The organism is Croceivirga sp. JEA036 (assembly GCF_011882165.1).
Taxonomy (GTDB): Bacteria; Bacteroidota; Bacteroidia; order Flavobacteriales; family Flavobacteriaceae; genus Croceivirga.
Window position 1 is genome coordinate 1 of the sequence record NZ_JAATON010000001.1, and the last position, 25,102, is coordinate 25,102.

The 25,102-nt window shown below is 35.1% G+C and carries 22 protein-coding genes and 1 rRNA gene; 13 read left to right on the forward strand and 10 right to left on the reverse strand.

All coding sequences use genetic code 11. The annotated features are described in order from the left end of the window. The 4 genes from rrf to HCO57_RS00020 form a co-directional block, all read left to right on the forward strand. Positions 1 to 85: ribosomal RNA gene (rrf, locus tag HCO57_RS00005) — 5S ribosomal RNA — on the forward strand; the annotation flags it as partial. Between the two features lie 53 nt (positions 86 to 138). Continuing rightward, entirely contained in the window at positions 139 to 762 is a 624-nt protein-coding gene (gene trhA, locus HCO57_RS00010) for a PAQR family membrane homeostasis protein TrhA (protein WP_167987240.1), read from the forward strand. A 131-nt stretch (positions 763 to 893) separates the two neighbouring features. After that, the gene (locus HCO57_RS00015) at positions 894 to 1,577 is read left to right on the forward strand and encodes a phosphatase PAP2 family protein (RefSeq protein WP_167987242.1); all 684 of its coding nucleotides are present in this window, start codon (positions 894 to 896) and stop codon (positions 1,575 to 1,577) included. Positions 1,578 to 1,603: 26 nt separating this feature from the next. After that, positions 1,604 to 3,169: an ArnT family glycosyltransferase gene (locus HCO57_RS00020; protein WP_167987244.1), complete on the forward strand. Its 1,566-nt coding sequence runs from the start codon at positions 1,604 to 1,606 to the stop codon at positions 3,167 to 3,169. Here HCO57_RS00020 and HCO57_RS00025 read toward each other — a convergent pair. After that, the gene (locus HCO57_RS00025) at positions 3,157 to 3,828 is read right to left on the reverse strand and encodes a ZIP family metal transporter (RefSeq protein WP_167987246.1); all 672 of its coding nucleotides are present in this window, start codon (positions 3,826 to 3,828) and stop codon (positions 3,157 to 3,159) included. The genes HCO57_RS00020 and HCO57_RS00025 overlap by 13 nt on opposite strands. A 61-nt stretch (positions 3,829 to 3,889) precedes the next feature. Between HCO57_RS00025 and HCO57_RS00030 the strand changes: the two genes are divergently transcribed. Further along, on the forward strand, positions 3,890 to 5,047 hold the full coding sequence (locus HCO57_RS00030) for a class I SAM-dependent RNA methyltransferase (RefSeq protein ID WP_167987248.1): 1,158 nt from the start codon (positions 3,890 to 3,892) through the stop codon (positions 5,045 to 5,047). Between the two features lie 42 nt (positions 5,048 to 5,089). On the opposite strand, the gene HCO57_RS00035 is transcribed toward HCO57_RS00030, so the two are convergent. Continuing rightward, positions 5,090 to 5,953, reverse strand: coding sequence for a hydroxypyruvate isomerase family protein (locus tag HCO57_RS00035; RefSeq protein ID WP_167987250.1), 864 nt, complete (start codon positions 5,951 to 5,953; stop codon positions 5,090 to 5,092). Between the two features lie 44 nt (positions 5,954 to 5,997). On the opposite strand from HCO57_RS00035, the gene HCO57_RS00040 reads away from it, so the two are divergent. The 3 genes from HCO57_RS00040 (at position 5,998) to yidC (ending at position 9,882) form a co-directional block, all read left to right on the forward strand. Next, a complete protein-coding gene (locus HCO57_RS00040) occupies positions 5,998 to 6,231 on the forward strand; it encodes a DUF3820 family protein (protein ID WP_167987252.1) in 234 nt (77 codons plus the stop codon). A 59-nt stretch (positions 6,232 to 6,290) separates the two neighbouring features. Further along, a complete protein-coding gene (locus HCO57_RS00045) occupies positions 6,291 to 7,928 on the forward strand; it encodes a CTP synthase (protein WP_167987254.1) in 1,638 nt (545 codons plus the stop codon). A gap of 61 nt (positions 7,929 to 7,989) precedes the next feature. Continuing rightward, entirely contained in the window at positions 7,990 to 9,882 is a 1,893-nt protein-coding gene (yidC, locus tag HCO57_RS00050; RefSeq protein WP_167987256.1) for a membrane protein insertase YidC, read from the forward strand. 286 nt (positions 9,883 to 10,168) lie between these two features. On the opposite strand, the gene HCO57_RS00055 is transcribed toward yidC, so the two are convergent. Both HCO57_RS00055 and HCO57_RS00060 read right to left on the reverse strand, forming a co-directional pair. Further along, complete coding sequence (locus HCO57_RS00055) at positions 10,169 to 12,190, reverse strand: fasciclin domain-containing protein (protein ID WP_167987258.1); 2,022 nt, start codon at positions 12,188 to 12,190, stop codon at positions 10,169 to 10,171. Positions 12,191 to 12,441: 251 nt separating this feature from the next. Then, positions 12,442 to 14,514: a fasciclin domain-containing protein gene (locus tag HCO57_RS00060; protein ID WP_167987260.1), complete on the reverse strand. Its 2,073-nt coding sequence runs from the start codon at positions 14,512 to 14,514 to the stop codon at positions 12,442 to 12,444. A gap of 168 nt (positions 14,515 to 14,682) precedes the next feature. Between HCO57_RS00060 and mnmA the strand changes: the two genes are divergently transcribed. The 4 genes from mnmA to HCO57_RS00080 all read left to right on the forward strand — a co-directional run bounded on the left by mnmA (position 14,683) and on the right by HCO57_RS00080 (position 18,163). Beyond that, entirely contained in the window at positions 14,683 to 15,885 is a 1,203-nt protein-coding gene (gene mnmA / locus HCO57_RS00065; protein ID WP_167987262.1) for a tRNA 2-thiouridine(34) synthase MnmA, read from the forward strand. Between the two features lie 3 nt (positions 15,886 to 15,888). Further along, entirely contained in the window at positions 15,889 to 16,839 is a 951-nt protein-coding gene (locus HCO57_RS00070; RefSeq protein WP_167987264.1) for an NAD(P)H-dependent flavin oxidoreductase, read from the forward strand. Positions 16,840 to 16,875: 36 nt separating this feature from the next. Then, positions 16,876 to 17,322 carry a hypothetical protein gene (locus HCO57_RS00075; protein WP_209065902.1) on the forward strand — a complete coding sequence of 149 codons (447 nt, stop codon included), beginning with the start codon at positions 16,876 to 16,878 and terminating at the stop codon, positions 17,320 to 17,322. Positions 17,323 to 17,404: 82 nt separating this feature from the next. Further along, on the forward strand, positions 17,405 to 18,163 hold the full coding sequence (locus HCO57_RS00080; RefSeq protein ID WP_167987266.1) for a DUF5995 family protein: 759 nt from the start codon (positions 17,405 to 17,407) through the stop codon (positions 18,161 to 18,163). A 17-nt stretch (positions 18,164 to 18,180) separates the two neighbouring features. Here HCO57_RS00080 and HCO57_RS00085 read toward each other — a convergent pair whose 3' ends face one another. The 6 genes from HCO57_RS00085 to HCO57_RS00110 are packed head-to-tail and all read right to left on the reverse strand — an operon-like array spanning position 18,181 to position 24,341. Continuing rightward, on the reverse strand, positions 18,181 to 19,515 hold the full coding sequence (locus tag HCO57_RS00085) for a DUF58 domain-containing protein (RefSeq protein WP_245167509.1): 1,335 nt from the start codon (positions 19,513 to 19,515) through the stop codon (positions 18,181 to 18,183). Positions 19,516 to 19,519: 4 nt separating this feature from the next. After that, positions 19,520 to 20,518 (reverse strand): AAA family ATPase, encoded by a 999-nt coding sequence (locus HCO57_RS00090; RefSeq protein ID WP_167987268.1) that lies wholly within the window; start codon positions 20,516 to 20,518, stop codon positions 19,520 to 19,522. Between the two features lie 2 nt (positions 20,519 to 20,520). Further along, complete coding sequence (locus tag HCO57_RS00095) at positions 20,521 to 21,729, reverse strand: DUF4350 domain-containing protein (RefSeq protein ID WP_167987270.1); 1,209 nt, start codon at positions 21,727 to 21,729, stop codon at positions 20,521 to 20,523. A 3-nt stretch (positions 21,730 to 21,732) separates the two neighbouring features. After that, entirely contained in the window at positions 21,733 to 22,455 is a 723-nt protein-coding gene (locus HCO57_RS00100; RefSeq protein WP_167987272.1) for a hypothetical protein, read from the reverse strand. Then, positions 22,448 to 23,392 carry a hypothetical protein gene (locus HCO57_RS00105; protein WP_167987274.1) on the reverse strand — a complete coding sequence of 315 codons (945 nt, stop codon included), beginning with the start codon at positions 23,390 to 23,392 and terminating at the stop codon, positions 22,448 to 22,450. The genes HCO57_RS00100 and HCO57_RS00105 overlap by 8 nt, the downstream gene beginning before the upstream one ends. Further along, positions 23,361 to 24,341: a stage II sporulation protein M gene (locus tag HCO57_RS00110; protein WP_167987276.1), complete on the reverse strand. Its 981-nt coding sequence runs from the start codon at positions 24,339 to 24,341 to the stop codon at positions 23,361 to 23,363. The genes HCO57_RS00105 and HCO57_RS00110 overlap by 32 nt, the downstream gene beginning before the upstream one ends. A 34-nt stretch (positions 24,342 to 24,375) precedes the next feature. Here HCO57_RS00110 and HCO57_RS00115 point away from each other — a divergent pair, with 34 nt between their 5' ends. Beyond that, the gene (locus HCO57_RS00115; RefSeq protein ID WP_167987278.1) at positions 24,376 to 25,101 is read left to right on the forward strand and encodes an RDD family protein; all 726 of its coding nucleotides are present in this window, start codon (positions 24,376 to 24,378) and stop codon (positions 25,099 to 25,101) included. Position 25,102 lies beyond the last annotated feature (1 nt).

The following is a 25,102-nucleotide window of genomic DNA, read 5'->3' on the forward strand; positions in this document are numbered from 1 at the left end:
CCCTTCCCATTCCGAACAGGGTAGTTAAGCCCGATAGCGCCGATGGTACTGCCACACCAGGTGGGAGAGTAGGTCGCCGCCTCCTTCAAACCCCTTTACAATTCGTAAAGGGGTTTTTTTATTGCTTATTTTTACTACATGCAAACACCTAACACAATTTTAGAGGAGAAATGGAATGCTTATTCTCATGGTATCGGTATTTTATTGTCTTTATTTGGGGTTTTATATTTATTGTATAATAATGCTATAAGGAGCTTGCAGTGGCCCTTAATGGTCTATGGTGTTTCTCTGGTTCTGATGTTTACGGCTTCTACCATTTATCATTCTGTTTACAAGAGCTCTCTTAAATTTAAGCTACGAAAACTAGATCATATAAGTATCTATTATTTAATTGCGGGTACTTATACTCCCATTTGTTTAACCTTACTTAAAGATGGTAGAGGTTTATTGTTATTATATTTAGTTTGGGGAATAGCCATTTTTGGAACTATTTTAAAGTTATTTTTTACAGGGAGATTTGAAGTGTTTTCTCTTGTGCTTTATGGTATAATGGGTTGGTTAGTAGTCATAGATTTTCCATTTATCTTAAGCTTAAATGATGTTAGTTTTGTTTGGTTGGCTATTGGTGGGTTCTTCTACACTTTTGGAATTTTTTTTTATGCCAATAGGCGGATTTCTTTTAATCATTTAGTTTGGCATGTTTTTGTATTATTAGGTGCAGCGTCGCATTGGTATTTTATCTATTCTGAAATAGTGATTTAATAGAGAATTAAATTAAGTATAGTTCCTCATAATTTTACATTATATTTTACTTTTTGATAAGGCTTATTTAAAGCATCTTACAATATAGTTTACGTTTTACCATGTTATTTTTGGAAATAAACGTTAGTGCTATGCGTGTAGTAATAGAGCGATTGTTTCCTTTTTTAATTATGCTATTAGTTTTGACTCCCTTTTTGTTGTTGAATAAAATTGAGTTAATGCAAGAAATAAATCAAAGGAGGACTATTTTTTTAGATGCTTTATTTCTTAAAGCAAGTTCCTTAGGTAATGCTATAACCGTATTATTAGTATTACCAATCTTATTACGTTTTAGGTTGAAATGGTTGGCCATTTTTATAATTGGTTTTTTAATTCAAGCATTTATAGTAATACTTTGTAAAAAAGGCTTGTTTCATGGTGAGTTGCGACCCTTATTGTTTTTTAGACGTTCTGGTTTAATGCATACCGTTGACCTGATTCCTGGTTTAAAAGTTAGGCACGTAAATACGTTTCCTTCTGGACACACAGCTACTATATTTTATTTGGTTTCCTTTTTTGCAATATTGGCTAGAAATAAAGTTGCCAGTTGGGTTTTGGTTGTTGTTGGTCTTTTTGTAGGATTTTCTAGAATCTATCTTTTTCAACATTGGTACGCTGACGTGTATGTGGGTATGTTTTTCGGAATTTTATCTTCGGTTTTAGCTTACTTGTTCGTTAAGAATGTACCTAAAGATTGGCATTCTAAACAATTAGTGCTTCGTAATTCTAAAGTGTTTAAAAATGCTCAACAGGTTTTAAAACAATTGTTTAATTGATAAGTTCTTTCATAAAAAGCAAGTCTTTGTTACTACAAATAAGTATAGTGTTTGTAGTCAGTTTTATGTGCTGTATAGCTTTTTCTTGGACGTATCCTATTTACATTTTAGATGAGGCCAGAAATGCTGAGGCAGCAAGGGAGATGTTTGTAAATCGTAATTTTGTTACTCCTTTTTTTAATAATACACTTAGAACAGATAAACCTGTGGTGCATTATTACTTTATGACTATAGCGTATCATTTATTTGGGGTAAATGCTTTTGCTGCACGCTTTTTTTCCGCTTTTTTTGGAGCTCTTACATTTGCTGCCACTTTTTATTTTTCTCAAAAGTTTACTTCTATAAGGGTGGCGGTAATCAGTTGTACGGTACTACTATCTTCTCTTTTTTTTATTCAAGAATTTCATCTTTCAGTACCTGATCCTTATTTAATTTTTTTTACGAGTTTTGGTTTGTTTAGTTTATACAGCTTATATATAACTAACAACCGAAAATGGTTTTTTCTAGCATATTTTAGTTTTGGTTTTGGTATTCTTAGTAAAGGACCTATAGCTATAATTTTACCTTTATTAAGTGTAGCTTGTTATTTGTTGTATAGTAAGCAATTATCTTTAAAATCTATATCTAAATTAAAACCAATAGCGGGTTTTTTATTGGTAGTTACAGTTGCTGTACCATGGTTTTATTTAGTCCATGTAGCTACGGAAGGACAATTTACTAACGGTTTTTTTCTAGACCATAATTTAAATCGATTTAATACTGGTAAAGAAGGTCACGGTGGTTTGTTTTTACTTACGTGGGTATTTGTTTTAGTTGGATTACTGCCATTTTCATTTTTTTTGATTCCCGCTTACCGCCATTTTTTTAAATCTAAGGATAGAACTTCAATCGTTGCGTTTAGTGCAATTATTGGTGTGGTAACTATTGTTTTTTTTAGTGTGGCTAGCACAAAACTGCCTAATTACACTATGCCTTGTTATCCTTTCTTGGTTTTAGTGATTGCTGTTTATTTTGATATGGTGTTTAGGAAGATTGAAACATATAAAAAGGCGATAGCTAGAGGATTATTGCTATTACTCATAATTTCTTGCTTACTACCCGTAGGGGGATATGTCGCTTTGTACTTAGAAGAAGGAGTAACTCAATATAGGTGGTATTCGTTACTGTTGCTTGTTCTACCTATTGGTTGTATTCTTTGTCTTTATCAATTTAAAAATAAACGATTTAAAAATTCCTTTTTCTATTTGGCAATTAGTTGGGTGGTTATGGGTTTCTTTTTATTTGGTATTATTTATCCTAAACTAGCCAAAGAGACTCCTACAGAAAAAGTAAAAGCAGTATTAGGGAGTAGTCCTCAATTTGTAGCCTTTCAACGTTTTGATAGTGCTTTTCCATTTAATTTTGAAGCTACATTTAATGTGGTATTCACTATAGAGGAACTAGAATTGTTTTTAGATAATAATCCCAATTATTACGTACTTACCAATACAGGAGACAGGTCTTTATTATTTCAACTTAACCAAAAGTATCAATTGCAATTAAAGCAAAAGGCATTATTTGAAAATCACACCACTCGAGTTTACAAAAAGTAAGCTGTGGCAATTCCTAATATAATTACTAATAGTTTTTGCAGATTAAAAGAATGTCCTTTTGAGCTTTCGAATAATATAATGGTAGCAATGTGTAAAAATACCCCAACGGCTAAGGCTTGTAGGTATATTTTGTATTGTGTAAACCAGGTAGATTCCAGAGCTAAAAAGCTTCCTAACGGTGTCATAAAGGCAAATAGTACAATAAATAAAACGCTTAAAGAAAATTTTAAACTTGAATTAATCAAGAATATAGATAAAATCAAGGCCACCGGGACTTTATGAATTAAGATGCCATAAAGTATATTAGAATCGCTAGCAACAGGCATGCCTTCTACTAGAGCATGTATGGCAAGGCTTAGGAATAGTATCGTAGGGAACTCATTTTTTTTGAGAACAAAATGCATATGACCATGTTCTGCGCCTTTAGAGAAAAACTCTAAGAATACTTGCAACAACACTCCTGCTAAAATAAATAAGGCAACAACTTTAGAATCGGTTTCCTTATACACTTCTGGCAATAACTCAAAAAAGGTTATAGATAGCAGAAAAGCACCACTAAAAGCTAGCATTAAATTAATATATAAGGTCTTTTTAGGCTTGGTTAGATAAACAAAAACAAAGCTTAAGAGTACCGCTATTATGGGTAAAACGTAAATCATTAGGCAATTAAAAGCGTAAGGTGCAAAATTACCCTATTTTTGGAGAATTGAATGTATTTCTATGAGTGGTAATTTTAAAATGTTAGCAAAAACATTGTACGGTTTTGAGCCTTTATTGGCGAAAGAGCTTCGCAATTTAGGAGCTATCAATGTAAAGGAGGGAGTACGTAATGTAACCTTTGAAGGTGATACAGGTTTTATGTACAAAGCAAACCTTTGTTTACGTACAGCATTAAAAATTTATAAACCTATTAAGGAATTTAAAGTTTTTAATGAAAAACAGTTGTATCGTGAATTATTCTTGTTGGATTGGCCATCTTTTTTTGATGTAGATAAAACCTTTGCCTTTGATACTACCATGCATACAGAAGTTTTTAATAATTCCATGTTTGTTTCTCAGCGTGCAAAGGATGCTTTGGTAGATAAATTTAGAGAGGTGACACAGAAGAGACCTAGTGTAAATTCTCAAAATGCAGATGTTAGAATTAATATTCATATTTATGAAAATAACTGTACAGTTTCTTTAGATAGTTCTGGGGCTTCTTTACATCAACGAGGGTACAAAATTGCCACTAATATTGCTCCGATTAACGAAGTTCTAGCGGCGGGCCTTTTGTTGCAAAGTGGATGGGATGGATTAACAGATATGCTAGACCCCATGTGTGGTAGTGGAACCTTCTTGATTGAGGCGGCTATGATAGCTTGCAATATCCCGGCTAATATTAACAGAACATCTTACGCATTTGAAAACTGGATGGATTATGATGAGGAATTGCATCATATAATTATTGATTCTTGTTTAAATAAAGTAAGAGAGTTTAAACACAAAATCATTGGTTACGATAAGGCACCTTCTGCGGTGCGTAAAGCACAAGAAAATGTGGATAACGCAAATTTGAGTGAATATATTACCATAGAACGAAAAGACTTTTTTAGGACAGAAAAGCCAACGGAAAATAAACTTCATCTAGTTTGTAATCCGCCCTATGGAGAGCGTTTAAATGTGGATGTGCCTACATTTTATGCTAAAATAGGAGACACTTTAAAGCAGAGCTATCCAGGAACAGATGCATGGATAATTACTTCGAATTTAGAAGCACTTAAGTCTGTTGGATTAAGACCTTCAAAAAAGATAAAAGTCTTTAATGGTAAGTTAGAAGCACGTTGGTTAAAGTATGAAATGTATGAGGGAAGTAAAAAAGCTAAATATCAGAATTAATACTAAAAAAGTGCCTTAAAAGGCACTTTTTTAGTATTAAGATTATACATCGCAACGCAATAAAGCATCTTTAAGTGCTGCTATTTCATCATCCCAAGTAACCACAAATTCTTGTGCTACATAGCCAGTAAAACCAGTATCTTTTATTGCTTTGATAATTGCAGGGTAATAAAGTTCCTGTGATTCGTCAATCTCATGCCTACCCGGAACCCCTGCCGTATGGTAGTGACCAAAGTATTCATGATACTGCTGTATGGTATTTATAATATCGCCCTCTTGTATTTGCATATGATAAATATCGTATAACAGTTTAAAGTTATCAGAACCTAAACGCCTACAGAGTTCTACACCCCATAAGCTGCTATCGCACATGTAGTCTGGATGATTAATTTGATTAAATAATTCCATCTGTATCACTACTCCATATTTTTCCGCTATGGGCATTAGCTTAGAAAGTCCTTCATAACAATTGTGTAAGCCTACAATATCATTCATGCCACGGCGGTTGCCACTAAAACAAATTAAATTAGTGTAGCCAGCATCAGCAACTTTTGGTATTACCTCTGTATAATTTTTAATAAGTTGTGCATGATTTTTAGGGTCGTTAAAACCATCTGTAAGACCTAATTCGGCACCATTACACATGGCACAGTGGATATCATATTTCTTTAGTAAATCAAAATTGTCAGGTCCAATAAGATCAATCCCTTTAACACCCAAATCTCTTAGTATTGCAAGAAATTCTTCTAAAGGATACATATTAAAACACCATTGCGCTACGCTATGATTAATGTTGTTTTTTAATTTAAAATCCTTTTCTTGTGTCATGGTTTGTGCAGCTAGATTAGTAGTTGCTACGCCTGCAGAGGCAGCCGCGGCAGTGGTAATAAAATTTCGTCTTTTCATTGTTTGCGGTTGTTAACTCTAGAAAGATACCAAATTAGTTATAAATGTATAACCAACACCATAAAGAAAAACTATTAGAGTTAGCGCATTATAAAATGCCTTTTGGTAAATATAAGGGTCGCTACTTGGTAGATTTACCTATTGCTTATTTAGTATGGTTTAGGCAAAAAGGCTATCCTCCAGGCAAATTAGGAGAACATATGCAAACTATGTTAGACGTTAAGTCTGATGGACTTGAGCCATTAATCCGAAAATTACAAAAAGAATTTCCGATATAAATTCCCAATTTTTTTACCGTTTGTTGTAATTTTACGCCCCGTAACGTTGAATTTTGAACATGTCAGAGACCAAGTACATTTTTGTTACGGGAGGAGTAACGTCATCTTTAGGTAAAGGAATTATAGCCGCTTCATTAGCTAAACTACTACAGGCCAGAGGTTATAGAACCACAATTCAGAAATTAGATCCTTATATTAACGTAGATCCAGGAACGTTGAATCCGTATGAGCATGGGGAATGTTATGTTACCGATGATGGTGCAGAAACAGATTTAGACCTTGGTCACTACGAGCGTTTTTTAAACGTGAGAACTTCCCAAGCCAATAATGTAACCACAGGTAGAATTTACCAAAGTGTAATAGAGAAAGAGCGTAGAGGAGAATTTTTAGGAAAAACGGTACAGGTAGTACCGCATATTACCAATGAAATTAAAGAACGCATCCAAATTTTGGGTAAAAGTGGCGATTATGATATTGTTATTACAGAAATTGGCGGTACTGTAGGGGATATTGAATCTTTACCATACATAGAAGCAGTTAGGCAATTGATATGGGAGTTAGGTGATAACAACGGTATTGTAATTCACTTAACCTTGGTGCCGTATTTAGCCGCTGCTGGTGAATTGAAAACCAAGCCAACCCAGCACTCGGTTAAAACGTTGATGGAGAGTGGTATAAAAGCAGATATTTTGGTTTGCCGTACAGAGCATGATATTTCTGAAGAAAAGCGAGAAAAGCTAGCTCTGTTTTGTAATGTTAAAAAAGAAGCTGTTATACAATCTATAGATGCAAGTACTATTTATGATGTGCCTTTGTTAATGCAAGAACAGGGGTTAGATACAGTAGCGCTTAAAAAATTGGCATTAGCGGATAATACAGAACCAGATTTAGAAAACTGGAAAGGCTTTTTACAACGTCATAAAAATCCAAAAAACGAAGTTACCATTGGTCTTATTGGTAAATATGTAGAATTGCAAGATTCTTACAAATCTATTTTAGAGGCTTTTATCCATGCAGGTGCTGCAAACGAGGTTAAAGTAAATGTAAGATTTATTCATTCAGAATATTTAAAGCCCAATAACGTGGATAAAAAACTAATGGGCTTGGATGGTCTTTTAGTAGCTCCAGGATTTGGAGAGCGTGGTATTGAAGGTAAAATTAAGGCCGTGCAATTTGCACGAGAAAACAAGGTGCCATTTTTAGGTATTTGTTTGGGAATGCAAATGGCGGTTATAGAGTTTGCTAGGAATGTTTTAGGGCTAGAGAACGCTAATTCTATAGAGATGGATTCAGATACGCCACATCCAGTAATTAATTTGATGGAAGAACAAAAATCGGTTGTAGATAAAGGCGGTACTATGCGTTTAGGGGCATGGGAATGTGTGTTGACTCCGGGCAGTTTAGCAAGTACCGTATACAATGGTGCAGAACGTATTATGGAGCGGCATCGTCATAGATTTGAGTTTAATAACGCATATAAAGAAGAACTAGAAAACGAAGGCATGTTAGCTACGGGCTTCAATACAAAAACTAATTTGGTAGAAATTGTAGAAATTCCAGATCATCCGTGGTTTGTTGGAGTGCAATATCACCCAGAATATAAAAGTACTGTAGCCAACCCTCACCCTTTATTTGTAGGGTTTGTAAAAGCAGTTTTAAACAAGAAAGTAGAACAAAGCAATGCCAGTTTGGCATAATGCCTAATTTTGGACATATATTTGCTAGCTAGTAGCGTATAAATTATTCTAAGTTATTTTCATGGAAGAAAAGAAATTGGACGTCAAGTCTATAATAGGTTTCGTATTAATTTTTGGAATCCTATTAGGCTGGATGTACCTAAGACAGCCTTCTAAAGAAGAGTTGGAAGCTGAAAAGGCCAAACAAGAACAACTCGCAGCTGCAGAAAAAAAGGCAGAAGAAGCAAAACAACAACCTAGCCAAAATCAATCTAAACCAAGTTTAAATCTTAATGATTCTACGGCAGTAGCAAATTACAAGAGTGCTATTGGTGCTTTCGGATTTACAGAAGCCACAAATGGAACAACAGTTTTAGAAAATGATGTGCTGTATTTGGTTATTGCTAATAAAGGAGGTCAAATAGTAGAGGCTAAAATGAAGGAATTCGTCACTTTTGATAGTATTCCGGTGTATTTAGTAAAAGATGGTAATGCGGATTTTGGGATTAGTTTTTCCACAACCGATAATAGAACGTTAGCAACGCAAGATTTATATTTTGAGCCAAATCTTACCAAAAGTGGCGATAATCAGGTGCTTTCTATGAAAGCTAGGGTTGCAACAAATCAGTTTTTAGAATTTAGGTATGAGATGAAGCCTAAAGACTACTTAGTAGATTTTACAGTTAGGTCTCAAGGCCTGGGTAGTGTCGTAAACTCATCTAAAGAAGTAGATTTAAAGTGGGATTTAAAAGGGATAAGGCATAACAAAAGTGTGCGTTATGAAAACAGATACACCCGCTTAACATATAACCATGAAGATGGTAAAATTAGCAAGCTTTCTGAAAACAGTGATTTAGACGAAGAAACAGAAGAAGAAGTAAAGTGGTTGTCTTACAGGCAGCATTTCTTTAGTTCCATTCTTGCAACGGATAAGCCTTTTAGTACTGCTGCTATCTCCTCTAAGAATTTAGTAGAAGAGGAAAGTAGAAGTATTAGATACACTAAAGATTATTCGGCTAAAATGCCATTGAGTTTGCAAGGAGGCGAATTTAATCAAAGCATGTATTGGTATTATGGACCAACCGATGTTGATGTACTTTCTTCTTATGAAAAAGAAGACAAATACAAAGATTTAGACTTGGTAGAATCTATACCTTTTGGATGGGGAATTTTTGGTTGGATAAATCGCTATGTATTTACGCCACTTTTTGGATTGTTAAGTTCTTTTTTGCCTTATGGTATCGCCATTATAGTAATGACGATAATGGTGCGTTTGGCCTTATCACCAGTAACGTATAAGTCTTATCTATCTCAAGCTAAAATGAAGGTGTTAAAACCAGAGATTACAGAGCTTAATGAGAAGTATAAAGACAATGCTATGAAAAAGCAGCAAGAAACGATGAAACTGTATAACAAAGCAGGAGTTAGCCCAATGAGTGGTTGTGTGCCTGCATTGTTGCAATTGCCAATATTCTACGCATTGTTTATGTTTTTTCCAACATCATTTATGTTGCGTCAAAAGCCTTTTTTATGGGCAGAAGATTTGAGTTCTTATGATACGATATTTGAACTTCCTTTTTCCATTCCATTTTATGGGGATCACGTAAGTTTATTTCCAATTTTAGCGTCTATTGCTATCTTCTTTTATATGACGCTTACCACTGGGCAAACTATGCAAATGCAGCAACAACCAGGTATGCCAAACATGAAATTTATCATGTATTTGTCTCCTATTATGATGTTATTTTTCTTTAATAACTATGCTAGTGGATTGAGTTTATATTACTTTATCTCTAACTTAATTACCATCTTTATTATGTTGGCTATTAAGAACTATATTATAAATGAGGATAAGATTCATGCTCAGATACAAGAAAACAAGAAAAAGCCTAAAAAGGAAAATCGTTTTCAACGTAAGATGAGAGAAATGATGGAAGAAGCAGAAGCGCAAAAAAATACTGGAAAAAGAAGGTAAATGTTTCTGTTATTTTAAAATTCCTGGGGGGAACTTTTTTAGAAAGTTTCCCCCTTTTTTTAGGGGGGAAACATTTCAACATAATAGGTATAGTTTGGAAAGATTTAGGACCCCAAAGATGCGGGCTTTTGAGTGCTTAAAAAATTTTTAGTTGTCAATTACCCAATTTTGTATGGTAAAATATCCAAGGTTGATGTCTCTCCGATGAACGGTACTTTTGTCCATAAAAAAAGCCCTGAGACATAATTTTCTCAAGGCTTTCTATTATTTTTTTGTATCTGATTGACTATCCGTGCAATGCGTCTATTACCTCTTGTGGCAACAATACTTTGTCAATAATATGTACAACGCCGTTACTAGCCTCATTATCCGCACCTGTAACATTTGCATTAGTATCTGTCTTATCGTCTAATTGAACTCCTGCACTTAAATCTATGGTAATAGTTTCAGTCTGTAGGGTTGTCACCATTTGTCCATTTGTTAATTGTCCAGATGTTACCGCAGCGCCAGAAACCACATGGTAAGTTAAGATTTTAGCTAATAAAGCTTTTTCTTCTGCAGTGTCAAAGTCTGCAAGACTATTATATTCACTTCCTAAGCTATCTAATAGCGCAGCAAAAGCTGCGTTTGTAGGAGCAAAAACTGTAAAAGGTCCTTCGCCGCTTAAAGCCTCTACTAGGCCTGCATCTGCCTGTACTAAAGCATCTACTAGTAAACTTAAATCGTCTACAGACATCGCCAATTCTGGAATGTTAGGCGTGTGTAAACTAGCAACAAAATCTACAGCAGCTTGTGGTAGTAAAACTTTATCTATAATGTGTACCACTCCGTTAGAAGCATCTACATCTGGCGTTACAACACTCGCAGGCATATCTGTAGCATCCGCTATAAAAACACCGCCAGTAAGGTTTACTGTTAACATATCTTCACTTACTGTAGTTAACATTTGACCATCTGTCAAATCTGTAGAAAAAGCTTCTGTACCCGCAATTACATGGTAAGTTAAGATATCTACCAATAAAGCTACTTCTTCTTCGGTATCAAAATCGTCTAAAGAATTGTAGTCATCACCTAATGCTTCTAATAAAGCGACAAAAGCAGCGTTGGTTGGAGCAAAAACTGTAAATGGACCTTCACCACTTAAAGTGTCTACAAGACCTGCATTGGCTTTTACTAACGCATCTACCAATACGCTTAAATCATCAGTCTCCTGGGCAAGTTCTACAATATTTTTCATATTTAAACTAGCTACAAAATCAATAGCAGCTTGTGGTAATAAAACTTTGTCAATGGTATGTGCAACACCGTTTGTTGCCATAATATCTGTACCCGTAATGTTTGCATTTGCATCAGAAGCATCTCCAATTACAAATGTTTCTCCGCTTGCAATAACTTCAATAGAGTTATCTGTTAAAGCTGTGCCAACAGTGCCTGCTGCTAAATCAGCAGCTAAAACCTGAGCCGGAACTACGTGGTACAATAAAATGTCTTTAAGTAGTGCAATTTCTTCTTCTGTATCAAAATCATCTAAAGAATTGTAATCATCTCCTAAGGCTTCTAACAAAGCAATAAAAGCATCATCAGTAGGCGCAAATACAGTGAAGGGACCGTCAGATTGTAATGTAGCAACCAAATCTGCTTTTATTACAGCAGCTTCTAAAACAGTTAAAGTTTCTGATTCAACTACAATTTCCACTAAATCTTGCCCTTCTTCTTCTGGCATAAGCGCATCTAAAACTTCTTGAGGTAATAACACTTTATCAATAACATGCACTATTCCGTTGCTAGCCATAACATCTGCAATTACAACTTCCGCATCTGTTTCGGTGGCATCGCCAATAAACACACCACCAGTTAAAGAAACACTTACACTTTCTCCTTGCACAGTAGTTATGGTTTGTCCATCAGATAAATCTGTTGAGGCCGCAGCAGTTCCTGCCACAACATGATACTGTAATATTTTACCTAATAAGGCTTTTTCCTCTTCAGTATCAAAATCTTCCAAAGAATCGTAACCATCTAAGCCAGCTAATAAAGCTGTAAACGCCTCGTTGGTAGGAGCAAATACTGTAAAATTACCCTCTGCACTAAGCGTACCTACTAAATCAGAATTTGCATTTTCATCTGCCTTTACCAATGCGGCAACTAATGAACTTAGCGCTTCCGTGTTTTGGGCAGTAGCAACAATGTTTGCTTCCATTTCTGGTTCCATTTCTTGCCCGTCATCGTCATCACTGTCACAAGACAGGATAAATAGTGAAAAAAAAGCCAGTACTAGATAATTACTGATGCTTAAAAAATTTTTCATAGTCAAATAGTTTAAAAATTGTTTAATTGAATATTTAATTAAGTCAACATTATATTCATATACGCTAGTAATTAGTTACTTATTTGTGTAAGCATTTATGATGTTTGTTGAATTAAACACTATAAAGATTAAACAATATTCTTAAGGTTGCGTCTGTTTAATGTAATTTTGCAAAAGTTTAACAAAATGAGATTAAACAAAAAAAAGACCGCAACAATTAGCGGTCTCTTTTTAATTAGGGTGGGTGTTTATTATAAATGCTTTAAAACAGCTTGTGGAATTAGTACTTTATCTATAAAATGTAAGGTGCCATTACCAAATGCGATATCGGTTTTAGTCACTTTAGCAGCTTTATTAGTTTTGTCAATTAAATTGATTTCACCATTTAAGTGTACCCTTATCGCTTCACCTTGAAAACTCACAAGATCTTCACCATCTATAAAATCATTTGCATTTTTGTTTTGATAAAGAACCAAATGGTAGGCCAAAATTTTACTCAGGATTACTAATTCCGCTTCTGTATCAAAATCAGCTAAACTTTCTATTCCATCTAAACTTTTAAACAGGTTTAGGAATGCGGCATTGGTAGGCAAGAATATAGTAAATTTACTTTGGGTAGTCAATCCATTTTTTATTTCATCACCAGCCATTAATAAAGCGGTCATTACAATTCTATTCTCTTTTAATTCTGCTGCTAAAGCATTAAAAGTTGATGTAGTTTGTTCCGCTAAGCGGTCAACTACTGTTGCCGGTAGTAAAAGGTTGTTTACAATATGTATGGTTCCGTTGCTTGCTGGTATATTTCCATATCTTAACGTAGATGTCAGCCCAACTCCGTCAGTAAAATTTATTGTACCATTAGTGTTGTTTATAGTGATAGGTTCTCCTAATAAGGTAGTAATGTTACCGCTTTTGAGCATGTCTTCAGTAATATTTTTTGGTATTATGTGGTACTGAAGTACTTGTCTTAGTATATCAATTTCAAAAGATGAAGTATAATCATCTAAGGAAGCATTACCTAAAAGAGCAAACAAAAATATGATAGTCTCATTAGCGGGTGCTAAAACCGTATATGGGCCATCTTCTCCTAAGGTATCCAATAAACCAGTAAGTTCTAACGCCTGCTGCAGAAAGCTAAGTTCTGTAGTTTGTTCTACCAACGCTTTAATACTAGTAGCATTTGGGTCAGGAATATCATTCACATCAATACCTATACTGGCCAATAACTCTGCTGTTTCTGGTGAGATTAGAATTTTATTAATTACATGCACTACACCATTGGTTGCAAGTTTATCAATTTCTGTTAGAGCGGCATTGGTGTTAGAGGCATCATTAATTTCCCATCCGTTAGCCGTGGCTACTAACTCAAAGTTTTGGTTGGCTTGTAAAGTAGCATATGCAGTTGCTTCCAAATCTGCTGCTAATAGATTCTGATTTACAACATGGTATTTTAAAATATCTTGTAACAACAAGATTTCTATACTATTATCAAAATCACTAAAAGACGCATATCCTTCTCCCAATAAATCAAAAAGTACTTGTACAGCGTCATCCGAAGGGGCGAAGACCGTAAATGGACCTTCTTCATTAAGAGTGCTTTCTAAACCAGCTACTTGTAAGGCATCTTTGAGTAAGCTCAAATTTTCTGTGGTGCCAATTAGTTCAGCAACTGTTTTATCGGAATTTTGTTGAGGGTTTAGAGCATCTAATACAGCTTGTGGTAAAAGTACTTTATCTACAAGGTGAGCAATACCATTGCTTGCTTGGTTATCTGCTACTATTACACTAGAGCGTGTATTGGTTTTATCTTGTAATTGTACACCATCTGTGGTATAGGTTGTTACGGTTTCGGATTGTAGGGTTGTGTAGGATTTATCATTCGTTACTTGGGCAGCAAGTAATGCTTCATTAGCGATAACATGGTATTTTACAATTTCTTCTAAAAGCAGCAAATCCTCCTCAGAAGAAAAATCATTTAAACTATTATAATCCTCTAGTTCTGCTAACAAGTTCTCAAAAGCGGTGTTTGTAGGAGCAAAAACAGTAATATCTCCTTCCTTGCTTAGTTGCTCTTTAATAGCAGGATCAATTTTATCTAAGGCTAGCGCCAAAAAACTTAAGTCATCAATGCTAGTAGCAAGGTCTAATAAATGTACTGCTGTACTGCTATTATCTTCTTCTGTGCCATCAGAGGCATCAGAATCGGTATTTTCCTGTTCGTTTTCAACTTTACTTGGTCCATCATCTCCTTTGCTACAGGCCACGATTAAACAGGTTAAGGTGAAGATAATTAGGGAATTAAATAGTTTTGGGAAGGCTTTCATTTCCAATTTTAGTTTGATTGTGTTCTCAGCCGATGAAATTACTTCCTGTACCTATAATTAACTTAAATGCAAGCTTAACTCTATGTTAACCCTTTTGATTTAAAAGCACTTTTATGTTAAGTTTCTGGTTGGTAGACCGACGAATATTGTTCGTATTTTTGCAGTGTTATGAGCAGTACAAAGAAAAAAGTAGTAGTAGGACTTTCTGGTGGAGTAGATTCTAGTGTAACCGCATACCTATTAAAGGAGCAAGGATATGAGGTTATTGGCCTGTTCATGAAGAATTGGCACGATGATTCTGTGACCATTTCTGATGAGTGTCCTTGGTTAGAAGACAGTAATGATGCCCTAATTGTAGCAGATAAATTGGGGATACCTTTTCAAACCGTAGATTTAAGCAAGCAGTACAAAGAACGTATTGTGGATTATATGTTCCGTGAGTACGAAATGGGGCGAACACCCAACCCGGATGTACTTTGTAATCGGGAGATTAAGTTTGATGTTTTTTTAAAAATAGCCTTAGACCTAGGGGCAGACTTTGTGGCTACCGGGCATTATTGCCGTAAAGGCACATTTGTTAATAAAGAAGGTAAAGAGGTACATCAACTATTGGCAGGTATAGATGGTAATAAAGACCAGTCTTATTTTTTGTGCCAACTCTCTCAAGAGCAATTGAGTAAAACGCTCTTTCCTATTGGGCATCTTACTAAACCCGAAGTGCGTAAAATTGCAGCAGAAAACGATTTGATTACTGCGGATAAAAAAGATTCTCAAGGCCTTTGCTTTATTGGTAAGGTACGCCTGCCAGACTTTTTACAACAACAGCTAAAACCTAAAAAAGGAGTTATTGTAGAGGTGCCTAAAGATGCTGAACAGTATCAGCTAACACAACCAGTGTTTAATAACAAAACAGAGGAACTTGCCTTTAAAGCTCAAAAACCGCAATATGCTAAAACAGATGGCAAGGTGGTTGGGGAACATATAGGCGCCCATTTTTTTACCATAGGTCAACGCAAAGGATTGGATGTTGGTGGGACTAAAGAACCTTTGTTTGTCGTAGAGACAGATGTGCAGGAGAATATCATTTTTACGGGTCAGGGTAAAAACCATCCAGGATTATTTAGGAGTACATTGTTTGTTAGTGATGCAGAACTGCATTGGGTTAGAGAAGACATGCGGCTAGAATTAGATGGTACTTTAGAAGTGATGGCGCGCATTAGGTATAGACAGCCTTTACAAAAAGCTAAATTGTATAAGGCAGAATCAGGTTTGTATGTAGATTTTGAAGCACCGCAATCCGCTATTACGGAGGGGCAGTTTGTGGCCTGGTATATAAATGATGAGTTAATAGGCTCTGGTGTTATTTCTTAAACTATGACAAATAGGATTACCCAACTTTTTAATATTCAATACCCCATTGTTCAAGGAGGGATGATATGGGCTAGTGGTTATAAGCTTGCCGCTGCAGTTTCTAATGCTGGTGGGTTGGGAATTATCGGCGCAGGGAGCATGTATCCAGAGGTTTTATTAGAACATATTCAAAAATGTAAAAAAGCCACCAATAAACCCTTTGGTGTAAATATACCCATGCTGTATCCAGATTTGGATAAACTCATGGAAATAATCATGAAAGAAGGAGTGAAAATAGTTTTCACTTCTGCTGGTAATCCTAAAGTTTGGACGCCTATTTTAAAGGAAAAAGGAATTACCGTGGTACATGTAGTGAGCAGTCTAAAATTTGCCCTTAAGGCACAAGAAGCAGGTGTAGATGCGGTGGTTGCAGAAGGTTTTGAGGCAGGCGGCCATAATGGTAGGGAAGAAACTACAACAATGGTACTTATCCCTACGGTAAAAGAAAAACTGGAAATTCCCTTGCTTGCTGCAGGTGGTATAGCCACAGGGCGCCAGATGTTAGCGGCTATGGCTTTAGGTGCAGACGGGGTGCAAATTGGCAGTCGGTTTGTAGCGAGTATAGAAGCATCTTCTCATACCGCATTTAAGGAGCAAGTAGTGGCTGCAAAAGAGGGGGCAACTCAGCTAACTTTAAAAGAATTAGCGCCTGTACGTTTGCTTAAAAATAAATTTTATGAAGATGTACAAAATGCTTACGCTCAAGGTGCTTCGGTAGCCGATTTAAAAGCAGTTTTAGGAAGAGCTAGGGCTAAAAAAGGTATGTTTTTAGGAGACTTAGAAGAGGGCGAATTAGAAATAGGGCAGACTTCTGCCTTAATACACGATATTTTGCCCGTTGCAAAAATTATGGAACGGTTACTAACGGAATTTGAAGAAGAAAAGAAACGCTTGACTCAGATGGCCTTTTCTTAAACTGGTATACTTCTAAGCTTTTATATCTTTGCCATCATGAGTAGAATTATAACCATTTTTCTATTATGTTGCTTTTTTAAGACCCATGCACAAATAGAGAATGACAAAGCATTGCATTTTTTAGGTGGTAACTTATACGGACTGGCAGGTGCGGGGATTGCAAAGCAAATATCTAAAGGAGACCGTTTTTGGACGTTTGCTGGTGCGGTTGGGGGCAGTGCTCTAATTGGTCTTGGTAAAGAAGCTATTGATTCTGGCAAAGGCGGTTCTGGTTGGGATAATGATGATTTGTTAGCAACAGTTCTAGGCGGACTTACCGTAGGGGTTACCATAGATATTTTTACAGACCACAAGAAAAAACGAAAGTTACCTACAAATAAGGCTGCAAATAAGGTGGGCTACGTGCCAGAAATAAATGCTGAAAATTTTACCAACGCGCCAATTCCTTCTCTTAGCCAGTTAACATACCCATTTGTATACTAAAGGGTTAATGGTCTGTTTAATTGGTAATAAGCTTTACATTTATAGCAGTTCTCCCGTGTTTTGTACCTAAAAAGCTAGTAATATGCAGAAAGCAACTACCATTCAACAAGTTTTGCAGCAGTTAGATGCAATCATTGCAGAAAGTATACAAGAGAATAATTCCATAGGCTTGTTCGCCTATGTATACAGGCGTACTACGGCAGAAATTGCTAAAGAATTGGCCTTAGGCAACTTTGAGAACGGCCAACGATTAGAGCGTATGGATGTCGCTTTTGCTAATTTATATTTAGATGCTTACAAGGCCTACAAAAATGGTTTAGCCGTGAGCAAGGCTTGGGCAATTGCTTTCTCTAATGCAGCACAACCTTTAACTGTTTTACAGCATATAATGTTGGGGATGAATGCGCATATTAATTTGGATTTAGCTATTGCAACTGCAACCAGCATGGAGAACCAAGATATCAAAGCTATTGAGAATGATTTTAATAAAGTAAATGATATTCTCTTTCAAATTACAGACGAATTACAAGACCGCCTAGGGCGAGTTTCTCCATTGCTTTTTGTGTTAGACTTATTAGGACGAAATAACGATGAAAAGATTATCGACTTCAGCATGAGAAAAGCGAGACAACAAGCATGGAATGCAGCCAATCTACTCTGGTCTCTTGGTCCAGAGGATAACCAACAAGCAATAAAAAATTTAGATATTTTGATAGAAAGACTTGGTGCTAAATTGGCTAACCCGCCATCATTCTTAGTTAAATATGCATTAAAACTAATTCAAAAGTTTGAAAAGGACGAGGTGGGTGTGATTATTACGAAGCTTTCTGCAGACCAGTAAAAAAAAGTCTAAAGCACTTATAATAAACCTCTAGCTTTTATTTCCAGATACTTATTAATAGTGTTAACGGTGAGTTCTTCTGGCTTAGTTAACAAAGTTTGTATACCATGTTTTCTTAACTCATTTACAATTAATTTTTTCTCGTAAATAAACTTTTCTGCAATGGTTTGTTCAAAAATTTGATGCACATTTTTAGCTTTCTTAGTGATAAATTCTTCAAGCTCTGTATTTTCAAAAAAGATGACTACCAGTAAGTGATGTTTGGCTATGGCTTGCAGGTAGGGTAATTGCCTGTGCAAGGCATCCATGGTTTCAAAATTGGTATATAAAAGCAGTAAACTTCGCTGATTTAAATTGCGTTTTACATCTATATATAATCGGCTAAAATCACTTTCTAAAAATTCTGTATCTAAATTGTATAAGGTTTCTAGAATTAGATTCATCTGAGCACTCCTACGGTCTGCCACTACGCGGTTTTCTACTTTGGTATTGAAAGAAAACATGCCTGCTTTATCCTGTTTTTTTATGGCGATATTGCTAATTACTAAAGTGGCATTTATTGCATAGTCTAATAATGATAAGTGATTAAAAGGCATCTGCATTACACGCCCTTTGTCTATTACAGAATAAATGGGTTGGGATTTTTCGTCTTGGTATTGATTAACCATGAGCTGATTGTGCTTGGCAGTGGCTTTCCAATTAATGTTTCTAATATCATCACCACGAACGTATTCCTTAATCTGTTCAAATTCCATAGTATGGCCAATACGTCTTATTTTTTTTAAGCCATACTCAAACAATCTGTTACTAAACGCCATTAAATCGTACTTACGTAGCTGTAAAAAGGAAGGATATACTGGAACTTCGGCCGCATTGTCAAATTGAAATTTTCGCGATAGCAAACCTAAAGGAGAAGAGGCAAAGGCATTAATAGCTCCAAAAGAATATGTGCCCCGCTCTGTTGGTCTTAGGGTATATTCGTACGTTTTTGTTTCGCCCTTCTCTAATTTACTTTGGTACTCAAAATCACGTTTCTGAAATTGAAACGGAATTTCATCTATCAATTTAAGTGTGGCTTTAAATAAATACCTATTGGTAATTTTAATGCTAATTGGATTTTCATCACCGTTAGATAGTTTGTCTGGTACAATCCGGTTTCCCTCAAATTTACCCTTACTCAAGAATAGCAAGATAAAGTCTACCAAAAGGGCTAACACAAAGAGGTAAAATAGTAATTGTATACTGCTTAAGAGATTACCATAAACAAAAGCCACCATAAAAGCTAGGGTAAACAGCCCTAAAGCAATAAAAAACCGCGGGTTTAAGTATGTATTTTTAAAGAATTGTTTCAAACTATTATCTTGGGATTTCTATGGATTCTATTAACTGAGCTACCATTTTACCTGGTGTTAAACCTTCCATTTCTCTTTCTGGTGTTAGAATAATACGATGCGCTAAAATAGCAGGAGCTACTTTTTTAATATCTTCTGGAGTTATAAAATCCCGGCCACTAATAGCGGCTAAGGCTTTTGAAGCATCCAAGATGGCTATTGAAGCTCTAGGAGATGCTCCTAAGTACAAGTTAGCATTGGTACGGGTGGCATTAACCAACTCTGCTATGTAGCGGATAAGGTTATCTTCTACAATTATTTCTTTAATGGTTTCTTGGTACTCAGCTATTTCCTGAGCAGTAAGTACAGCTTGTATTAAATCTTCTTGGTTTTTTGTTTTCTGCTCATGTTTACTCATAAGTATAGTTACCTCTTCTTCTAAAGAAGGGTAATCCACATTTATCTTAAAAAGAAAGCGGTCTAACTGCGCTTCTGGTAAGCGATAAGTGCCTTCTTGCTCTACAGGGTTTTGAGTGGCAAAAACTAAAAAGGGTGGTTGCATAGTATATGCAGCGCCGTCTATGGTAATTTGGCGTTCTGCCATAGCCTCAAATAAAGCTGCTTGTGTTTTTGCAGGGGCACGATTAATCTCATCTATCAAAACAAAATTGGAAAATAAAGGGCCTTTCTTAAATTCGAATTCAGAAGTTTTTACGTTGAAAATAGAAGTTCCTAAAATATCACTAGGCATTAAATCTGGAGTAAACTGAATTCTATTAAATTCCACATCCATACTCTTTGCTAATAATTTTGCAGTTACCGTTTTGGCTACTCCTGGAACACCTTCTATAAGGCTATGACCGTTAGCAAGGATTGAAATGATTAGCAATTCTATCATTTGTTCTTGCCCAATAATTACTTTGCCTAATTCTAATTTTATACGCTCAACGGCATCTTGTAGTTTGGTTAAATCTACACGATTGTTGAATTCCATTGGACTCTCATTAACGCTATTTTCTTCCATTGTTACTGCTTAAAGGCGGTTAGTTTTTTATTTAATGCAACCAAATCATCTTCAGAATGCATAGTTTTTTTATTAAGGTAATTTATATAGTCTATTAGCTCTTTTATTTCTTCTTTGCTTTTGCCAGATTTGCCTGATAGTACCATTATGCTTTTATGATTTAGCACCGTGGTGTCCATAAAATATCTACTTCTTAAATGGGCCAAAAAGTAGTTAAGTTTTTTCTGAATTAAATCCGTATAATCTTTATTTTGATAATACAATGCACCCACCGTTCTAGCAAAGGATACCGATGTATTTTCTTTTGGTGTGATGATAGGAATAATGCGTTGCTCTCTTTTGGCTTTAAAAATCATAAATAATAGCAATCCACTAACTACTAAATAGTAGGCCCATTTTAAAGCCTCTTCATTTAATACGAAGCGTAGGGGAGAACTCACAACTTTGCGGCCTGCTTTTTTAAAATTATCCCAGTATAGTTTATCGTCTTTTAAATAAGAAAAGGTTTGTGCTATATAGTCTTTATTACCTTGTTTTAGGTAATAGTTGGTATAAGCTTGTGGTATGGTATTGATGTAGAAAGCACCTTTACCAAAAGTGGTTTTAATAAAATTGACTTCATGATGTTCCTTATGTTTATTTACATCTAAATAATCCTCAGTTTTATAATCTACATAACCCAATACCGTAGTGTTAGCGGTGTCTACACTAGTAAAGTGAGACTTATCATAACCTCTAGAAAAATAGAATGGTTTTTTAAATTTTGGATGGGTTAAACTTACCTTTACGGTATCTTCTTGTAAGCCGTAGTCGCTATCTATTTCAATATTTAAAGTGTCTGCTAAAAAGTAACTAAAAGAATTTGCGGCAAGAAATACAGTATTCCCCTTTGCTACATATTCCAAAAGTTTATTGGTTTCTTGTTGGTCCAAACTAACATGTCCGTTGATAAGCATATAATTACTAGTAGCATAATCTTCTGGTAAGTTGTATATAAAATCATACACCGATTCTTCTACCGTTTCTATTTCAGAATCAGGAAAAAGGGTTCCTAATTCTTCAAAAAGGATATGGCATCCAAACGGTATTTTATCCGTTTGGGTATAAGAAGGTCTCCAATTTAAAGGTCTTGGCTTTACAATTTCTGTGATGATAATGCCTAAGAATACCGCAAAGAACAAACCAATTATAATTTTAGAACGTTTATCCATAGTTTATTGCGGAATAATTTGGTTAATACTATGGAACTTTTTGGCAACGGATTGATAACCATTATGGTCTAAATACTGTTCACCATACCAAATATAGTCGTATAAATAGGCTAACTCAGAAAAGCCTGCCTTTAATCGTGCTTCTTTAATTTCTATACGGTAGTCGGCATTGGTTTTTTCAAAATGCCAGTCTATTAATTCGCGCTGCGATAACGTTTTTAAAAACCTTAAAAAGTGATATCTAATAGCTAAGCGGTAATCATTGGCGGCAATGGCTTTTTTAAGCAAAACATCAAAATCTAAGGTTTCTATATGTTGTTCTGCCAATTCAATGTCATGTAAAGCACGAGCTTTTTTTATAAAAATGGTGTTGAATTTCTCATTTATAAACAATCTTACAAATAGATAAATAATTAGAGCTCCCATTAAGACATAGACGCTAATTTCCATAAACTTGTAAAATTCTGGAGAAATATCAATTCCAAAATTATCTTGCAACCAGCCTCCTAACCATCTAAAAAATCGGTCTAAAAAATTCTGTGATTCTCCTGTTTTTATAGAATAATCAAATTCTTCACCGTTGTATTTGCTATCTATATCTGTAGGTAACTCGCGCAGCATTATGAGCTCCCCAGTATCTTCTTTTAAGCGTAGGGAGTCTTGTTCTATTTGAGCGTTACCCAATAGAAAACAAAAACTACTTATAATTAGGAATAATTTACGCATCTAAATGTTCTCCTATTTGTTCTATGCGTTTACGTGTGTTAGTATTATACGTCTTTTCGTGTAGTGTATAGTATAGAAATCCATTTACCAATTGCGATAAACTTTGGCCGTAAATCATTATTCCCAAAAATAAAGAAAGCGATAAGGTATATATTACCGTGGCTACCACATTGGAGGTAAGACTAACTTCGTTCTCTACGACATGGAATGTATACACTCCAAAAATTACTCCAGGGACAAAAGAAGCTAATCCTAGCAGTATGGTGATTAATAGTCCCATTACAAGATTAACCCCAACAGATTTCCAGAAACTTTTAGTAACTAAATTCCATCCTTCTCCCAATGATTCTACCACCCCTTTGTTATTCTGTAACATTTCAAAAAAGGAGACTCCTAACCAAGATGCTAAAAAAAACTGTAAAATATATTGCGCAAACATGCCTAAAATGGGAATCAAAGCAAATAATACAGAGATAATTAAAAAGCCAAAATAAATGGCTACTAACAGCAATACAAAAAGTACACTCTTGCCAATATTCCCCTTAAAATACAACCAAATATCTTTTTTTGTGAACGCGTTGGTAGGGTCTTTATCATATAAAATCATAAAGCTAGTAGCAAGACCATAATTAAGAACTCCTAAAATCACAAAGATGATGAAATATAAGCCCATACCAATAAAGAAAATCATCCAATAGGTATCATCATCATTGCTAACCGCACCTAAAAAAGATGCGTTTTCATTAGAGGCAATTAATCCAAGAATACCAGAAACTAGTACATAACTCGTGATTACGATACCAATAAAAAAGATACCGTTATAGCTAATAAATGTGTTGGTGAACTTTTTTATATTTTGCTTAAAAAAATCAAAGTAATCTGTGATAATATCACCGAACTCCCTATTAATTCGTAATTCTATGTAATTTTTTATCATTAAGTTTTTTTAAATAAATAGGATATAGAATGTAATAAAATATGATTAGCACTGCAGATGAGCCTATAATTAAAAAGGCCAGCCAGTTAGGCATGTTGGTGTATCTAGTAATGAATCCCTCTATAAACCCAGCAATAATAAAAAATGGTATAGTACTAACGACTACTTTTAGACCATCTTTAGCCCCTTTCATAAAAGAAACCCGTCTAGCATAGGTTTTAGGAAAAAGTATACTATTACCCATGATGATACCTGCACAGCCAGCTATTACAATTACAGATATTTCTATAGTTCCGTGTAGCCAAATTTGTTTATTAGCTTCAAAGAATACCCCTTTGGTATAAAAAAAGGTTATAAAAGCACCTAACATTATACCATTTTGGAATAAGATATAAACAGTGCCAATACTGGTAATTACGCCAAATGCAAAAGCTAAAAAGCCTACGCGTATATTGTTGATAGTGATACCTAAAAACGACCCAATTTCACTTCCACCTTTGTAAATGGCAGCAGGGTCTCCGTTAGCAATGTTATTTAATGTCTCGTTTACATAGGCATCGCCCAAAATTAGACGAACAAAGCTAGAATCGTTTAAAGCAGAAATACTACCAATAGCAGTAGCTAAGGCAAAGATTAAAAACGTGACGAGCAGGGTTTTGTGGTATTGCACAAAAAATAATGGAAACTCGTAAGCCCAGAAATCTACAATACGGTTGCTACTCTCTTTTTTATTCTTATAAATCTTTTGATGTGCTTGGGAAGCTAAGGAGTTTAAATACAATAAAGTGTTACTTTCTGCGTAATAGGTTTGCGCATAAGCTAAATCGTTGGTTAATTGTATGTATCCGTCGGCAAGGTCATCTGGATTAGGATTTATACCTCCATTTAGTGCTTTTTCAAAAGCAATCCATTTTTCCTTATTTTGCTTAACAAAAGCAGCTTCGCGCATAAAAGAGTATTACAATTGTTAAATTAAATTTTTAATGAGCAATCTCCAAATCAATACAACGCAAAATGTTAATTTAAATTATAAGATAGTTAGCATTGGCGAAAGAATAATAGCATTTTTAATAGATGGTTTTATTCTATATCTCTATGCTATTTTAGTGAGTTTTATTGGGGATGCAATAGGTTACATTTATGAAGATAGGTGGACTCAAAGAGGGCTCGTTGCATTAATATTTTTACCAGCTATGGGGTACAGTTTATTTATGCACGCGCTATTTAATGGCCGTACAGTGGGTAAAATGTTACTTAAAATGCGGGTGGTTAAAGTAGATGGCTCTCCTGTGCATTGGAGTAATTATTTAGTACGATGGATGCTGAGGTTGGTAGATATTTATCTGTTTATAGGTTCTGTGGGTATTCTTAGTATTTTGTTTACAGATAAGAGACAACGTTTAGGAGATGCTGCAGCGGGTACAGTGGTGATAAGTACTAAGAATAAAACTAAAGTGAGCCATACCATTTTGGAAGATGTAGCAGAAGATTATATACCTACTTTTACCAATGTAACTATGTTGACAGATAAAGACGTGAGATTGATAAAAGATACTTTTAGAATTGCTAAAAAAAGTAACGATTATAAAACTTTAACAGCGCTTAGAGTTAAAGTTGATAGTATTTTGCATACCAATTCTGAGTTGTACGATGTGCAGTATATAGATACCGTGCTAAAAGATTACAACTTTTATACCCAAAAATTGTAAG

Bases quoted from the DNA above. Each gene is read 5' to 3' on its own strand.
- HCO57_RS00075 (WP_209065902.1), top strand. From the start codon at position 16,876: ATGAGTAGAATTATAACCATTTTTCTATTATGTTGCTTTTTTAAGACC.
- trhA (WP_167987240.1), top strand. From the start codon at position 139: ATGCAAACACCTAACACAATTTTAGAGGAGAAATGGAATGCTTATTCT.
- HCO57_RS00080 (WP_167987266.1), top strand. From the start codon at position 17,405: ATGCAGAAAGCAACTACCATTCAACAAGTTTTGCAGCAGTTAGATGCA.
- HCO57_RS00040 (WP_167987252.1), top strand. From the start codon at position 5,998: ATGTATAACCAACACCATAAAGAAAAACTATTAGAGTTAGCGCATTAT.
- HCO57_RS00045 (WP_167987254.1), top strand. From the start codon at position 6,291: ATGTCAGAGACCAAGTACATTTTTGTTACGGGAGGAGTAACGTCATCT.
- mnmA (WP_167987262.1), top strand. From the start codon at position 14,683: ATGAGCAGTACAAAGAAAAAAGTAGTAGTAGGACTTTCTGGTGGAGTA.
- HCO57_RS00025 (WP_167987246.1), bottom strand. From the start codon at position 3,828: ATGATTTACGTTTTACCCATAATAGCGGTACTCTTAAGCTTTGTTTTT.
- HCO57_RS00110 (WP_167987276.1), bottom strand. From the start codon at position 24,341: ATGCGCGAAGCTGCTTTTGTTAAGCAAAATAAGGAAAAATGGATTGCT.
- HCO57_RS00070 (WP_167987264.1), top strand. From the start codon at position 15,889: ATGACAAATAGGATTACCCAACTTTTTAATATTCAATACCCCATTGTT.
- HCO57_RS00105 (WP_167987274.1), bottom strand. From the start codon at position 23,392: ATGATAAAAAATTACATAGAATTACGAATTAATAGGGAGTTCGGTGAT.
- HCO57_RS00015 (WP_167987242.1), top strand. From the start codon at position 894: ATGCGTGTAGTAATAGAGCGATTGTTTCCTTTTTTAATTATGCTATTA.
- HCO57_RS00035 (WP_167987250.1), bottom strand. From the start codon at position 5,953: ATGAAAAGACGAAATTTTATTACCACTGCCGCGGCTGCCTCTGCAGGC.
- HCO57_RS00055 (WP_167987258.1), bottom strand. From the start codon at position 12,190: ATGAAAAATTTTTTAAGCATCAGTAATTATCTAGTACTGGCTTTTTTT.
- HCO57_RS00030 (WP_167987248.1), top strand. From the start codon at position 3,890: ATGAGTGGTAATTTTAAAATGTTAGCAAAAACATTGTACGGTTTTGAG.
- HCO57_RS00090 (WP_167987268.1), bottom strand. From the start codon at position 20,518: ATGGAAGAAAATAGCGTTAATGAGAGTCCAATGGAATTCAACAATCGT.
- yidC (WP_167987256.1), top strand. From the start codon at position 7,990: ATGGAAGAAAAGAAATTGGACGTCAAGTCTATAATAGGTTTCGTATTA.
- HCO57_RS00060 (WP_167987260.1), bottom strand. From the start codon at position 14,514: ATGAAAGCCTTCCCAAAACTATTTAATTCCCTAATTATCTTCACCTTA.
- HCO57_RS00115 (WP_167987278.1), top strand. From the start codon at position 24,376: ATGAGCAATCTCCAAATCAATACAACGCAAAATGTTAATTTAAATTAT.
- HCO57_RS00100 (WP_167987272.1), bottom strand. From the start codon at position 22,455: ATGCGTAAATTATTCCTAATTATAAGTAGTTTTTGTTTTCTATTGGGT.
- HCO57_RS00095 (WP_167987270.1), bottom strand. From the start codon at position 21,729: ATGGATAAACGTTCTAAAATTATAATTGGTTTGTTCTTTGCGGTATTC.